This window comes from Aerococcus sp. Group 1 (assembly GCF_000193205.1).
Lineage (GTDB): Bacteria > Bacillota > Bacilli > Lactobacillales > Aerococcaceae > Aerococcus > Aerococcus urinae_A.
Window position 1 is genome coordinate 333,613 of the sequence record NC_015278.1, and the last position, 15,268, is coordinate 348,880.

8 protein-coding genes are annotated in these 15,268 nt (G+C 47.3%); all 8 read left to right on the forward strand.

From position 1 onward, the window contains the following. Window positions 1-173 precede the first annotated feature (173 nt). Window positions 174-1,154, forward strand: coding sequence for an HPr(Ser) kinase/phosphatase (hprK, locus tag HMPREF9243_RS01580; RefSeq protein WP_013668849.1), 981 nt, complete (start codon window positions 174-176; stop codon window positions 1,152-1,154). Continuing rightward, window positions 1,151-2,047, forward strand: coding sequence for a prolipoprotein diacylglyceryl transferase (gene lgt, locus HMPREF9243_RS01585; RefSeq protein WP_013669993.1), 897 nt, complete (start codon window positions 1,151-1,153; stop codon window positions 2,045-2,047). The genes hprK and lgt overlap by 4 nt, the downstream gene beginning before the upstream one ends. Window positions 2,048-2,088: 41 nt before the next feature. Continuing rightward, window positions 2,089-3,171, forward strand: coding sequence for an NAD(P)H-dependent glycerol-3-phosphate dehydrogenase (locus tag HMPREF9243_RS01590; protein ID WP_013669051.1), 1,083 nt, complete (start codon window positions 2,089-2,091; stop codon window positions 3,169-3,171). Window positions 3,172-3,339: 168 nt separating this feature from the next. Beyond that, complete coding sequence (gene galU / locus HMPREF9243_RS01595) at window positions 3,340-4,215, forward strand: UTP--glucose-1-phosphate uridylyltransferase GalU (RefSeq protein ID WP_013668583.1); 876 nt, start codon at window positions 3,340-3,342, stop codon at window positions 4,213-4,215. A gap of 86 nt (window positions 4,216-4,301) precedes the next feature. Further along, entirely contained in the window at window positions 4,302-5,237 is a 936-nt protein-coding gene (gene trxB / locus HMPREF9243_RS01600) for a thioredoxin-disulfide reductase (RefSeq protein WP_013669357.1), read from the forward strand. Between the two features lie 527 nt (window positions 5,238-5,764). After that, a complete protein-coding gene (locus HMPREF9243_RS01605; protein ID WP_041705834.1) occupies window positions 5,765-8,239 on the forward strand; it encodes an SdrD B-like domain-containing protein in 2,475 nt (824 codons plus the stop codon). Further along, complete coding sequence (locus HMPREF9243_RS01610) at window positions 8,187-9,767, forward strand: hypothetical protein (protein WP_041705837.1); 1,581 nt, start codon at window positions 8,187-8,189, stop codon at window positions 9,765-9,767. The genes HMPREF9243_RS01605 and HMPREF9243_RS01610 overlap by 53 nt, the downstream gene beginning before the upstream one ends. A gap of 38 nt (window positions 9,768-9,805) precedes the next feature. Continuing rightward, a complete protein-coding gene (locus HMPREF9243_RS01615) occupies window positions 9,806-15,238 on the forward strand; it encodes a hypothetical protein (RefSeq protein ID WP_041705841.1) in 5,433 nt (1,810 codons plus the stop codon). Window positions 15,239-15,268 lie beyond the last annotated feature (30 nt).

The window sequence follows — 15,268 nt, forward strand, 5'->3', positions numbered from 1 at the left end:
AAATGTTATTAATCGTTAAAAGACTGCGACGCCTGTTGCAGTCTTTTTTCTTAGTTAGCCTTGGTTCAGGATTCTTTTTGGCTTTTGGTGCTCTCGTCGCACTCTCAAGCCTTACTAATGGGGTGGGCCTATGGTAAAATGAAGTGAGATTTAAAAAGAGAAAGGAAACAATTATGGAAGCAGTAACCGTTAAAGAGCTCAGGGACCAGCTTGGGCTAAAGGTGCTCCAGGGAGAAGAGTATTTAGACCGTTTGATTAAAACCAGCGACATTTCCCGTCCGGGTTTGGAATTATCGGGTTATTTTAACTATTATCCCTCGGAACGGGTCCAATTGTTTGGCCGGAATGAGCACTCCTATTTGAAGAAAATGACTAGTGATGAGCGGCTCTTGATTATGCGGCGGATGTCTCGGGAAGATACGCCGGTCTTTATTTTCTCCCGCGACTTGATGCCGGAATACGAGGTCTTTCAAGCGGCCGAAGAAAATAAAATCCCTATTCTCCAGGGGAGTGCGGTGACCACCCGGCTCTATTCCAATATTACTACCTACCTCCAAGAGCGTCTGGCGCCCCGGGTGTCCAAGCATGGGGTCTTTGTGGATGTTTATGGTTTAGGGATTATGATTATTGGAGACAGCGGGATTGGTAAGTCGGAAACCGCCTTGGAATTAATCAAAAACGGTCACCGGCTTGTGGCTGATGACCGGGTGGAACTCCATAAACGCGATGACTATTCCATCGTGGGCGAGGCGCCGGCCATCTTACAAAATATGATCGAAATCCGCGGCCTGGGCATCATTAATGTCCTCACCCTCTTTGGGGCCGGGGCGGTTAAACAGGCCCAACAACTCCACTTGATCGTCCGCTTAGTCATGTGGGATGATGATGAAGACTATGAACGTTTAGGTTCAGAGCCGGAAATGGTTTCCCTCCTCGGAGTAGATGTCCCTCAAATTACCGTGCCTGTCCGCACTGGGCGAAATTCTTCTAATATCGTGGAAGTGGCGGCTATGAATCTTCGGGCCAACAATATGGGCTACAATGCCGGTAAGGAATTCGAGGAAAGACTGACCCATTTAATCCAAGCCAACCAGGAAGCGGATGCCAAGACTCACGCCGAAAACGACCAGGCGGAAGCGGGCGATGAGTCATGATAACGACCTTACTTGGAAAACTTTTACCCAGCCTTAACCTGCTGGCCATTGATCCAGTGGCCTTTTCCTTTTTAGGGATTGAGATCCGTTGGTACGGGATTATTATTGCCCTGGGCATGTTCTTAGCGGTGGAACTGATTCTGAAAGAGATTGAGCGCAAGGGTTTTGATAGTGACCAGGTCATGGACATGATCATGTGGGCGGTGCCCATCGGTTTTATCGGAGCCCGGCTCTATTATGTGATCTTTGAGTGGGACTACTACCGGGAAAACCTGGGCGAAATTATTGCCATCTGGCAGGGCGGCATCGCCATTTATGGGGGTGTCCTTGCGGGCGCCTTGACCGCGATTATCTATGCCAAGCGCCATAATATGAAGGTGAGTTTCTTGGCAGATGTGATCATGCCTTACTTACTCCTAGCCCAAGGCATTGGTCGCTGGGGGAACTTCGTCAACCAAGAAGCCCACGGTGGCCCGGTTAGTGAAGGATTCTTACGGGAGACTTTGCACTTACCTAACTTTATCGTTGAACAAATGTATATTAACGGTCAATACTACCATCCCACCTTTCTCTACGAATCCCTGTGGAATTTATTGGGGGTAGGGGTCTTACTCTTCCTCCGTCACCGTCATAAGACCTTAAAACTCGGCGAGACCGGGCTCTTATACCTGATTTGGTATGGGACGGGACGCTTCTTCATTGAAGGTTTACGGACCGATTCCCTCTACCTGGGGCCAATCCGGGTCTCCCAAGCCTTGTCCTTAGTCCTAGTGGTTGTGGGGATTGGACTCTTTATCTACCGGCGCACCAAGCAAGGAGACCTGCCTTATTACAGCGACTATAACTATTTAGCTAAGCGGCGGGCCCAAGTGAAGCAGGAGAAATCAGCCTAGGACAAGTCAATGTGGATAAAAGCAAATAAAAGGAGAAGATAATGGTAAAACAAGCAGTTAGCTTACTCGGTGCTGGTTCCTGGGGGACGGCCTTGGCCATGGTCTTAGCAGAAAATGGCCACCAAGTCACCCTCTGGACCCACCGACAAAATCAGGCGGATGAAATTAACCAAAGCCATACTAACGCCGCCTATTTAAAAGAGGTCACTTTGTCCCATGATATTGTTGCAACGAGTGACCTAAAAGCAGCGGTAAAAGGCGCCCAAGTGATCGGCTTCGTGGTACCGACCAACGCGATCCGCGGGGTAGCCGACCAAGTGGCCGCTATTTTACAAGCCGAGGATGCACAGGCAGCCCCGCCTCTGATCTTCCATGCGGCTAAGGGTCTGGAGTTAGAGACCCATGAGCGGGTCTCGGTGATCTTGGAAGACAGTTTTAAAGACTTGGCTATCCAAGGGCCGGTGGTCTTATCAGGACCCAGCCATGCCGAAGAAGTGGCCCGCCGTGATATCACTGGTATTACCGCTGCCTGTGAGGACCTGGAAGCGGCAGAAGCCCTGCAAGCCCTCTTTATGAATGCTTATTTTCGGGTCTACACCAATGACGACGTGGTCGGGGTAGAACTGGGGGGCGCCTTAAAAAATATTATTGCCCTCTGTTCCGGCGCCTTGGCTGGTTTGGGTTTTGGCGACAATGCCAAGGCCATCTTGATGACCCGAGGCCTGGCGGAAATCACCCGCTTAGGCGTGGCTTTAGGAGCAGACCCCTTTACCTTTGCCGGTTTGAGTGGGATTGGCGACTTAATCGTTACCTGTACCTCACCCTTTTCACGGAACTGGCAGGCGGGCTACCAAATTGGCCAGGGCAAGTCAGTTCAAGAGGTCCTTGACCAGATGGGGATGATTGTAGAAGGGGTTCATACCACCAAGTCGGCCTATGAATTGGCCCAGTCGGTAGGGATCGAAATGCCCATCACCCAAACCACCTACCAGGTCCTCTATGACCACAAGGATTTAAGAAAACTTGTCGAGGACCTCATGAAACGCCAAGGCAAGCAAGAAGTCGGCTTAGACCGCCTGGCCTTAGAACAGTCCTTGGCTAAACAAGCCCGTTTGAACGAGTAATTAAGTTTTTAACAACGGCCACCGGGGACTTACAATCGATAAAAAAGTGATAAGAATCCCCCTAAGGCTTGCTAAATTGCTAAACAACTTTTACATTAAGAGAAGAGACTAGTGACCAACTGTCACAATAATTACCGTGAAGACCGATTCACGAATAAAGGAGTAGCTATGACGAAAGTAAGAAAAGCCATTATCCCTGCAGCTGGTTTAGGAACCCGTTTCTTGCCAGCCACCAAGGCCATGGCCAAAGAAATGTTACCAATTGTTGATAAACCCACCATCCAATTCATCGTGGAAGAGGCCCTGGCCAGTGGGATTGAAGATATTTTAATCATTACTGGGAAGAACAAACGCCCCATCGAGGACCACTTTGACTCCAATATTGAACTGGAAGAAAACCTCCATGCCAAGGGTAAGGACGACTTACTGGAAATTGTCCAAGAGACTATTGGCTTAAACCTCTTCTTCAAGCGCCAATCCTATCCCAAGGGACTGGGAGACGCGGTTTTACAGGCCAAGGCCTTTGTTGGCGATGAACCCTTTGTGGTCATGCTTGGCGATGATTTGATGGAGGATGCAGTTCCTTTGACAAAACAATTGATCGACGCTTATCATGAAACCCATGCCTCTAATATTGCCGTTATGCGGGTGCCCCACGAAGATACCAGCAAGTACGGCATTATCGATCCGGAAGCCCAATATAAGGACGGCATCTATAATGTTCGCCAATTCGTGGAAAAACCTGATCCTAGCGAAGCGCCGAGTGACTTGGCTATTATCGGTCGTTATCTCCTCACTCCAGAAATCTTTGACCTCTTGGAAACCCAAGAACCTGGGGCCGGAAACGAAATCCAATTGACCGATGCCATTGACCGTCTGAATAAAACACAACGGGTCTTTGCCCTTGAGTTTACCGGCCAACGCTATGATGTCGGCAATAAGTTAGAATATATGAAAACCTGTATTTCCTATGGTCTCCGCCATCCAGAAATCAAAGACGACTTACGCGCCTACCTACTTGACTTAGAGAAGGACTTGAAATAATCTCTCAGTCTCCAAGTCCCAGCGCACCGGTTATGTGGAGGCTGGGAATAAAGTGTGACTAAAGCGAAAAAAGTGGAGGAATCAACGTGAGTGAAGAAGTTAAGACTTATGATGTGATTGTTATCGGTGCCGGTCCAGCCGGCTTAACCGCAGCCCTGTATGCGTCGCGAGCTAATTTACAGGTCGCTGTCTTGGAACGGGGAGTCCCTGGTGGGGAATTGATTAATACCGCCACGGTGGAAAACTACCCCGGCTACAAGAGTATTGCTGGGCCTGACCTAGCCAATAAGATGTACGAAAGTGCCATGCAATTTGGAGCTGAGTATGTCTTTGGCAATGTGAAAAAAGTGACCCCCGGTAAGCCTTACCACCTGATTGAAACCGATAATGGCGACTTCAAGGCTAAGGCTATCGTTATCGCTACCGGGTCAGTGCACCGGACCTTGGATGTGCCGGGGGAAGAAGAATACAATGGCCATGGGGTTTCCTACTGTGCGGTTTGTGATGGGGCCTTCTATAAGGGCCGCGACATCAAGGTGGTCGGTGGGGGCGATTCGGCCGTGGAAGAGGGCAGTTATTTGACCCAATTCGCCAACACGGTTGATATTATCCACCGCCGTGACCAACTAAGGGCCCAAAAAATTCTCCAAGACCGCGCCTTTGCTAATGACAAGATTTCCTTTACCTGGGACAGCGTGGTCAAAGAAATTAAAGGCGACGGCAAGCAAGTCACCAGTATCTTGGTGGAAAATGTGAAGTCCCATGAAGTGACGGAAGTCCCAGCCGGTGGGGTCTTCATCTATGTGGGCCTCTTGCCTAATAGTGAAGCCTTCCGTGATTTAGGGATTACCGATGAAGAAGGCTGGATCTTAACTGATGAGAATATGGCTACTGCCGTGCCCGGTATCTTTGCCTGTGGGGACGTCCGTAAGAAGAAATTACGCCAAGTCTCCACTGCAGTTGGTGACGCCGGCAGCGCTGGCCAAGAAGCCTACCAATACGTGGAAGCCTTGAATGATTAGGAGCTGTTAAGCCTTTGCCAGCTTCGAAAAAGCTGGACCTACTCTGTCTATGCAATTAAAAATTTGAATGCTTATTAAACTAGGTGAATCATCTCGCCTAGTTTTTTTCTGCCCTCAGAAAAGAAATGTTCAGCTTGAATCGGTCTGGAGAATTTTTGCTGGGACAAGGGGGGTGAAAGTTTTGCCCGATTATAGTTAATCGGCTTAAATTTTCAAGTAGAAAAACAAATTTAGGTAATAAAACGAAAAATAGTTTAGTTATTTATAAATAATCTTGTAGATAAAAACAATAAAATGTTTTTAGATTATTATCCTATCGAAAAATATATACCATAGCTAAAAGAGAAATCCGAGTAAATCAAGCTTTCTAAGCTTTTTTAACTAGGTATACTTTTTTACTTTAAAAAAATCGCTAGTTTTTTAATTATTTTTTTGCTTAACTAATAGCAAATTTTTATATCTTTTAAAACATTATTTTTATTTTTGTGATGAGAAACTAAGAAAAATGTAAAGAGGGTAATTAAAATATGCTAGGAAAGAATAATGTCAAATTATATCGTGAAAAGATGGCCAATAAGTGCTATCGCTATTCTATTAAACGTTTAAATATCGGTGTCGCTTCAGTGGCTGTTGCTGTTGGTTTGCTCTTTGTAGGAGACGCTGCGGTAGCTCAAGCCGCTGTTAATGAAGCAGCAGTCGCCGAAACGAAAGTCACTCTTCCAAGTAGTCAGGACCAAGGATTAAGCTCAGCTCAAGGACAAGGCAGTCCAGCAGACTTAGCTAGTCAAGACAAGGCCCAAGTCGTTGACAATAAGGCTAAAGCAAGTCAGCCAGCCAGTCCTCAAGGCAATGAAAACCAGCCAAGCGCGCTTGCCCTAGCTGAAAATGCTCCAGCTAGTCCCACAGCGACCGCGCTTCCAGAAGCGCCAAAGACTGAAGCGGCAAGCCCAGCAGTGTCAAGGACAGAGCCAGGTCTAAGTTCGGCAGAAGTAAGCCCAATCCCAACCGAAACACTTGCGACCACTTATGAAGCGCCCGAAAATGCACAACCACCTGTGGTTAGGGATAGACAAGATAATTCATTAAGCATTGTCAATGAAAATCTTGAAGGCGATAAGAATGGCCACCGTTACCAAGATTACTTTGGTGGTCACGCTGAAGCTGGGAAAACGATCAAGGCGGTTTATATCCATGATGGGGTGGAAACGCCAATTGGAGAGACCCTTGCCGAGTCCGATGGTTATTGGAAAATTCCTTTGGCTAGCCTTAAAGTCTTACAAGATGGCGACAAGGTACGCGTAAGCGATGGGAAGAACACTCAAGAAGTTCCGGTTGATAGCCAATATGGAGGCATTATCGAAACTTCTCCCCAACTGACTAATGAAAAAGGTAACGGGAATTTAACCTTAGCCAGCAAGAAATTTTATCTCTCTTTTTTGAATGGCGAACGCGACTACCTAGCAGCTGTAGGTGCCAAGGCGGTCATTACTTATCCAGGGTCAGAAAAACCACAAGAAGTGCCGATAAATAATGGGGATGATAAAGTAACGATTAATATTCCTGCTGAGCACTTGCCGTTAAAGGTTATAGATGGCACGAAATTGAATGAATCTGCCAATTCGGGAATCGAAATCACCTATGTCGACCGTAATGGCAAACCGATTGTCACTGCTAGCGGGCTGAATAGAGAGTCTATCCACAGAACTTATACCGATGAGAAACGCTATTTCAATGTTTTAGATGCTGACCCAGCCGCCAACGTCCCACAAATTGTTGACATCTATAAAATTTCTGGGACGGTATACGATGACCGTAATGGGGATGGAACAAGTAGGGGAGACAAATCCCTCAACAACATCAAGGTGAACCTCTACAACCCTGCTGATGGGAAATTGCTGGCCAGCACAACCACCGACCTGAATGGGCATTATAGCTTTGAAAATTTACCTGGATACAACGGTTATGTGGTGAAGTTCGAAGAACCCAATCGTTTCGCTACCGTGAAGGCAGGCAAGCAATTTGTCGGAAGTGAAAAACTCATTCGAAATCTTAAGAAAGATGAAGTGGTCGACACAGCCTTCCGCAAGATTAAACACTATGAAGTTCGTACTGAAACCGACAAGCATAGGTCAACGGTTGAGACGACTCCATTGCTTCCTAAGGGTGTCCGAGTAGTCAAACAAAGTGGCCATGACGGTGTCAACCGCGTGATTTATGAACAAAGTCGTGATGTCTTAGGTGACGAAAACTTAACCGAAGAAAACTTTAATGATTACTACACCAAGAAAAATTCCAAGACCCTAATTGAGCGTCAGGATGAAGTCATCCTTGAAGGCACCGGCCCAGCTCTTCCAGATCTAGCCATCGATGTCCAAACCCAACCCGGTGAAAAAGATGGCAAAAAGGGAACCTATGTCACCTTTACCTATCCGAAATATGATCAAGAAGGCCAGAAAACCACTGAAACCAAAACTGCCTTCATCCCAGACGGTGCCAAAGGTGACACCGGTGCCCAAGGTCCAAAAGGGCAAAAGGGTGATAAGGGAGCTCAAGGCGAACCAGGTAAAGATGGTGGAACGCCACGGCTAGCCATTGTTAGAAATGAGAAGAAAAAAGCTACAGAGCCTAATTCCTATACCATAAAGATTACTAACCCCGATGGCACCAGCCACCAAGCGGTTATTACAGATGGTAAAGATGGTGAAGATGGTAGGTCTCCTGAAATTGACTGGGTGGATAATAGAGATGACACCTATACCGTAAAAGTTAAAAATGTTGATGGGACCACCCACTCAGCCACTATCCGAAACGGAAAAGATGGTAAAAGCTTCGCACCAGTTATCAAAAAAGACAAAAACGGTGTAACCACCATCAAGTTCTACCCAGTGAACCCAGAAACCGGCCAGCCCGATACCAGCAAAGAAGCTGTTGCCACAGGTGAAATCAAAGATGGTGAACGCGGTCCCCAAGGGGGAAAGAGGTGCCCAAGGTCCAAAAGGTGACAAGGGTGATCAAGGAGAAAGAGGACTACAAGGCGCAACCGGTGCCCAAGGTCCGAAAGGAGACACCGGCGCTCAAGGGGCACCAGGCGAAAAAGGAAAAGATGGCAAGGATGGCCAATCCCCATCTATTTCAACCAAGGATAACGGTGACGGTAGCTACACACTAACAATCACCAATCCAGATGGTTCAACCAATAGAACCGTGATCAAGAATGGTGTCGATGGTAAGGACGGCCTTGAACCAACAGTAACGGCTAAGCGTAACTCAGATAATAATGGTGTCACCCTAACTATCACTCCACGGTCTCGCGATGAAAAAGGCAATATCGTAGATGGAACGCCACAAACAGTGGAGATTAAAGATGGAGCCAAAGGTGAAAAAGGTCTAAAAGGAGACACCGGCGCTCAAGGGGCACCAGGCGAAAAAGGTGCAGACGGTAAATCACCAGAAGTTTCAACCACTGAAACAAAAGATGGACATACCATTACTATCAAGAACCCAGACGGCAGCACGACTTCATTCGAAGTAAAGAATGGTCAAAAAGGTGATAAGGGAGACCAAGGTGAACGTGGCCCTCAAGGCACAGCCGGCGCAGACGGTAAATCTCCAGAAATCTCTACAAACGAAAACTCAGATGGCAGCCACACTATCACCATCAAGAATCCAAATGGTACGACCACTTCATTTGTCGTGAAAAACGGCCAAAAAGGTGATGCCGGAGCCCCAGGTAAAGATGGCAAATCCCCAGTTGTTTTTGCCCAACGTGGCTTCTCTGACAATAGCAAGAAAGTTTCCGGAACCTGGTTACGAATTAAGAATCCAGAGACCTTAGAAACCACCAACAATATCTTTATTCCAGACGGTGCTAAAGGTGAAACCGGAGCTCAGGGTCCACAAGGTGAACGTGGTGTTGCAGGTGATAATGGTAAATCTTTCGTCCCAGTGCTCACAAAAGACAATAATGGCACAACTACCATCAAGTTCTATCCAGTGAATCCAGAAACCGGTAAAGCTGATACCAGTAAAGAAGCCGTTGCTACAGGCGAAATCAAAGATGGCGCTAAAGGCGACAAGGGAGAACAAGGTGAAAGAGGTTTACAAGGTGAACGTGGCCCTCAAGGCACAGCCGGCACAGACGGTAAGTCTCCAGAAATTTCTACCACCGAAAACGCAGACGGCAGCCACACCATTACTATCAAGAATCCAAACGGCACGACAACTTCATTTGTTGTGAAAAACGGCCAAAAAGGTGAAGCAGGAACCCCAGGAAAAGACGGGAAAACCCCAGTTGTTTTTGCCCAACGCGGCTTCTCTGATAATACCAAGAAAGTTTCCGGAACCTGGTTACGAATTAAGAATCCAGAGACCTTAGAAACCACCAACAATATCTTTATTCCAGACGGTGCCAAAGGTGATAAGGGTGACACCGGTGCTCAAGGTCCAAAAGGCGACCAAGGTGAACGCGGTGCCCAAGGTGTCGCAGGGACTAACGGCAAGCTGGTAAATCTTTCGCTCCTGTTATCATAAAAGACAATAATGGCACAACTACCATCAAATTCTATCCAGTGAATCCAGAAACCGGTAAAGCTGATACTACTAAAGAAGCAGTTGCTACAGGCGAAATCAAAGATGGAGCCAAAGGTGCTCAAGGGCCACAAGGCGAAAAAGGTAAGGATGGTGCAGACGGTAAGTCCCCAGAAATTTCAACCACTGAAACTCCAGACGGACACACAATCACCATTAAGAATCCGAACGGTACGACCACTTCATTTGTTGTGAAGAATGGTGAAAAAGGTGCTAAGGGGGACAAAGGTGATACAGGTGCGGCTGGCGTAAACGGTCAAGACGGCCTTGCACCAAAAGTCACTGCCGTTCGTAATAAGGCAAATGACGGTGTCACCCTAACTATCACGCCGCAAAGTCGTGACGAAAAAGGGGAGGTCGTAGATGGTACCCCACAAATTGTGGATATCAAAGATGGAGCCAAAGGTGAAGCTGGCGCCCAAGGACTTGCTGGAAAAGACAGTCTGGCACCAAAAGTAACCGCTGATCGGAATGCAGCCAACAATGGGGTCACTTTAACCATCACCCCTCAAATCCGTGATGAAAAAGGCAATGTCGTTGACGGTAAACCACAGACTGTGGAAGTCAAGGATGGTCAATCTTTCGCCCCAGTCATCACAAAGGACAAAGATGGCGTAACCACCATCAAGTTCTACCCAGTAAACCCAGAAACCGGTAAGGCTGATACCAGTAAAGACGCTGTTGCTACAGGTGAAATCAAAGATGGCGCTAAAGGTGATAAGGGTGAAAAAGGGGATAAAGGAGACCGTGGAGAAACCGGCGCTCAAGGAGCTGCAGGGACTAACGGAAAAGATGGTAAGAACGGTGTAGACGGTAAGTCGCCAGAAATTTCTACCTCAGAAAACCCTGATGGCAGCCACACCATCACCATCAAGAATCCTAATGGCACGACAACTTCATTTGTTGTGAAAAACGGTGAAAAAGGTGAAGCAGGAACCCCAGGAAAAGACGGCAAATCCCCAGTTGTATTTGCCCAACGTGGCTTCTCTGACAATACCAAGAAAGTTCCAGGAACCTGGTTACGCATCAAGAATCCAGAAACCTTAGAAACGACCAACAATATCTTTATCCCTGATGGTGCAAAAGGTGACAAGGGAGAACGTGGTGCTGCAGGGACCAACGGAAAAGATGCTGCGCCATTAACTGTCACTAAAACCGAAAAAGACAAAGATGGCAATACCATCGTTACCTTATCCGACGGCACGGTCCTTAACATCGCAAAAGGTGATAAGGGGGACCAAGGTCTTCCAGGTGAAAAAGGCGTCAAGGGAGATAAAGGTGACAAAGGTGCAGCTGGAGCCAACGGTAAAGACGGTGTAGACGGCAAATCTCCAGAAATCTCCACCACTGAAAATGCTGATGGTAGCCATACAATTACCGTCAATAACCCAAACGGTACCACCACTTCTTTTGTTGTGAAGAACGGCGAAAAAGGTCAAGCCGGAACCCCAGGAAAAGACGGCAAATCGCCAATTGTTTTCGCCCAACGCGGCTTCTCTGATAATACCAAGAAAGTTCCAGGAACCTGGTTACGCATCAAGAATCCAGAAACCTTAGAAACGACCAACAATATCTTTATCCCTGATGGTGCAAAAGGTGACAAGGGAGAACGTGGTGCTGCAGGGACCAACGGAAAAGATGCTGCGCCATTAACTGTCACTAAAACCGAAAAAGACAAAGATGGCAATACCATCGTTACCTTATCCGACGGCACGGTCCTTAACATCGCAAAAGGTGATAAGGGGGACCAAGGTCTTCCAGGTGAAAAAGGCGTCAAGGGAGATAAAGGTGACAAAGGTGCAGCTGGAGCCAACGGTAAAGACGGTGTAGACGGCAAATCTCCAGAAATCTCCACCACTGAAAATGCTGATGGTACCCATATAATTACCGTCAAGAATCCAAACGGCACCACGACTTCTTTAGTTGTGAAGAATGGTGCACCAGGAGCTAAGGGTGACAAGGGAGATAAAGGTGATACAGGAGCAGCTGGCGCAGATGGTAAGTCACCAGAAGTCTCAACTACTGAAACTCCAGAAGGTCATACTATTACTATCAAGAACCCAGATGGCAGCACCACTTCATTTGAAGTGAAGAATGGCCAAAAGGGTGACCAAGGTGATAAGGGAGACCGTGGCGAAGCTGGCCCTCAAGGTGCCGCTGGAACCAATGGAAAGGACGCTGTACCACTAACTGTTACCAAAACCGAAAAAGACAAAGACGGTAATACAGTCGTTACTTTATCTGATGGGACAGTTCTCAATATTGCAAAAGGCGCCAAGGGAGATAAAGGTGTAACCGGCGCCCAAGGTCCACAAGGTGAAAAAGGTGCAGACGGCAAGTCACCAGAAGTTTCAACCGCTGAAACGCCAGACGGCCACACCATCACCATCAAGAACCCAGATGGCAGCACAACCTCATTTGAAGTGAAGAACGGCCAAAAAGGTGAACGCGGCGCTCAAGGAGCAGCCGGCGCAGACGGTAAATCCCCAGAAATTTCAAGTTCTGCAAATTCTGATGGCAGTCACACAATTACTATCAAGAATCCAAACGGTACTACCACTTCATTCATCGTGAAAAATGGTGAAAAAGGTGACACAGGTGCCGCTGGAACAAATGGTAAAGACGGTGTAGACGGCAAATCCCCAGAAATCTCTACTACTGAAAACACTGATAGTAGCCACACCATCACCATCAAGAATCCAAATGGCACGACCAACTCATTTACTGTTAAGAATGGTGAAAATGGGGTTGCTGGAACTAACGGTAAGGATGGTATCGACGGCAAATCCCCAACTATCTCAGCCAAAGATAACGGTGACGGATCCCACACCATCACTATCACAAATCCAGACGGCTCAACCTCTACCGCAACCATCAATGATGGTAAAAATGGAACTAACGGTAAAGATGCCGCACCATTTACTGTCACCAAGACCGAAAAAGACAAAGATGGCAATACCATCGTTACCTTATCTGACGGCACAGTCCTTAATATCTCGAAAGGTGATAAGGGAGACCAAGGTCTTCCAGGTGAAAAAGGCGCCAAGGGCGAAAAAGGTGACACAGGTGCCGCTGGAACAAACGGTAAAGATGGCAAGGACGGCAAATCCCCAGAAATTTCAACCGCTGAAACGCCAGATGGTCACACCATCACCATTAAGAACCCAGATGGCAGTACCACTTCATTTGAAGTGAAGAACGGCGAAAAAGGCGATAAAGGAGACCGTGGCGAAACTGGCGCTCAAGGAGCCGCTGGTATTAACGGTAAAGATGGCAAGGACGGCAAGACCTACCTGCCAGTTGTAGAAAGAACCTCCTATGGTAATCTGATTAAATTTTACCCAGTAAACCCAGGAACGGGTAAGGTGGACACCAGTAAAGAACCGGTTGCCAAAGCTATTGTGAAGGATGGTCTCGATGGTTTAGCGCCTAAGGTTACAGCCCGCCGCAATGCAACTAACGATGGGGTCATCATCACGGTAACCCCACAAGTTCGTGGTACAGATCGTGCGGTTTCTGATGCGACACCAGAAGTCACTGAAGTGAAAGACGGCAAATCTCCAGACGTCGATTTGACCACAGACACTAATGGCAACCATGTCCTTACCATTACCAAGACAAACGGCAAGCAAAAAACAGTCACCATCACTAACGGTAAGGATGGCAAAGCCCCACTTGTTGAAACTGTGTCAGACAAAGATAGCGAAGGAAACAACGGAACCAGAATCCTGGTCAAAAATCCTGACACTGGGGCCGTCATCTCTGAAAGCTTTGTCAAAGACGGTAAAGATGGAAAAGACGGCAAGGATGGCAAGGCTCCAATTGTTGCGACCAAGCCAGGCCAAGACCGAGCAGGACAACCAGGTGCCTACATTCTTGTCAAGAATCCAGAGACCGGAGCAGTGATCAGCGAGACCTTTATCTCTGATGGTAAGGATGGCGAGTCACCTAAGGTTGAAACCACGCCAGCGGTCAATGAAAAAGGTGAAAAGGGCCATGACATCAGCTTTATCAATCCAAAGACTGGCCAAGTAATCAGCAAGGTCTTCGTCAAAGACGGTAAGGATGGTCAAGACGGTAAAGATGGCTTAACTCCTGATATTAAAGCGGTCTTCGATAAGAAGGGTAAACAAATCGGAGTTGAAATTTCCTTGACCGACCGTCATGGTAAGCTCTTAAGCCGAGAATTTATCTATAATGGTGAAGATGGCCAAAGTCCAATCATTGAGACCGAACCGAGCGACAATCCAAATCAACCAGGCACCAAGATTATCTATAAGAATCCTAAGACTGGGGAAGTGATCCGCCAAGTCTTCGTTCGTGACGGCAAAGACGGTAAAGATGGCAAGGATGGTCGCGACGGTCGTGATGGTAGAGACGGTAAGGGTGGTCAAGGAGTTGAGAAGATCACCGTCAATAATAACGGCGATCTTGTGATTATCAACAGTAACCACACCACTCAAGTGATCCCTCGTCCAAATAATGGCGGCATTAAAGAGGCCAAGGTTGACGACGCCGGCCACTTGATCATCAGCCTTGAAGACGGCCGGACCATTGATGCCGGTCTTGTCCGTGGCAAAGATGGTAAGGACGGTCGCGATGGCAAAGACGGCAAAGATGGTCGCGGCATTAAGAATGTGAAACTTACTGATAATGGCGACTTCATTGTGGTTTATACCGACTACAGTATTGAGATTGTGGGTAATGTCTGTGGGACCTGTCCAAACCCAAGCAAGCCAGTTCAACCTGACCATCCAAGTTCAGATCAACCGGGGAACTCAGAAAAACCTGGTAAACCAGTCCAATCAGAAACCCCAGATAAACCATCTGACCAACCAGGCAAGTCTGATAAGCAAGAAAATCCAGAACAACCAGGAAATCCAGATAAGTCTGGTAAGCATGACCAACCAGGAAATCCAGGTAAACAAGATAAACCAGAGAACCCAGACAAAGCATCCGATCAAGGCGACCAACCAAAACTTGAGGACAAGGAAAAAACGCCAGAAAGTCCTCAAGAGAAGCCAAGTCCAGCAGCTCCAGAAGGCCCTCGCCCAAGTGATACAGAGGAACCCAAGGGGAGCGAAGTCCAAGAAGAAATTCCTGTTGAAGCTTCAGGCGAAGTGAAGACTACCAGCCTTCACAAGAAGAATGTTGCTCCAGTGAAAACCTATAAACTCAATCATCCAAAAACTCTTAAGACTAGTGAAAATGCGCCAGTAAGTGGTCAAGATTTCAATGCATTGCCTAGTCAAGAAGCCAAGCAAGAAGTGGCTAAAGCTAAGGGCCAAGCAGCTAGCTTACCAAAAACAGGTTCACAAGCTGACTTTGCTCTTCCAGTCTTATTAGCAGTTGCCTTGCTAGTCACTGGAACAGGACTAGTTACAATCAGTAGGAAAGATGAATCCCTACAATAAAAGCGGTCGTGCTTAACTAGTTAAGAATTG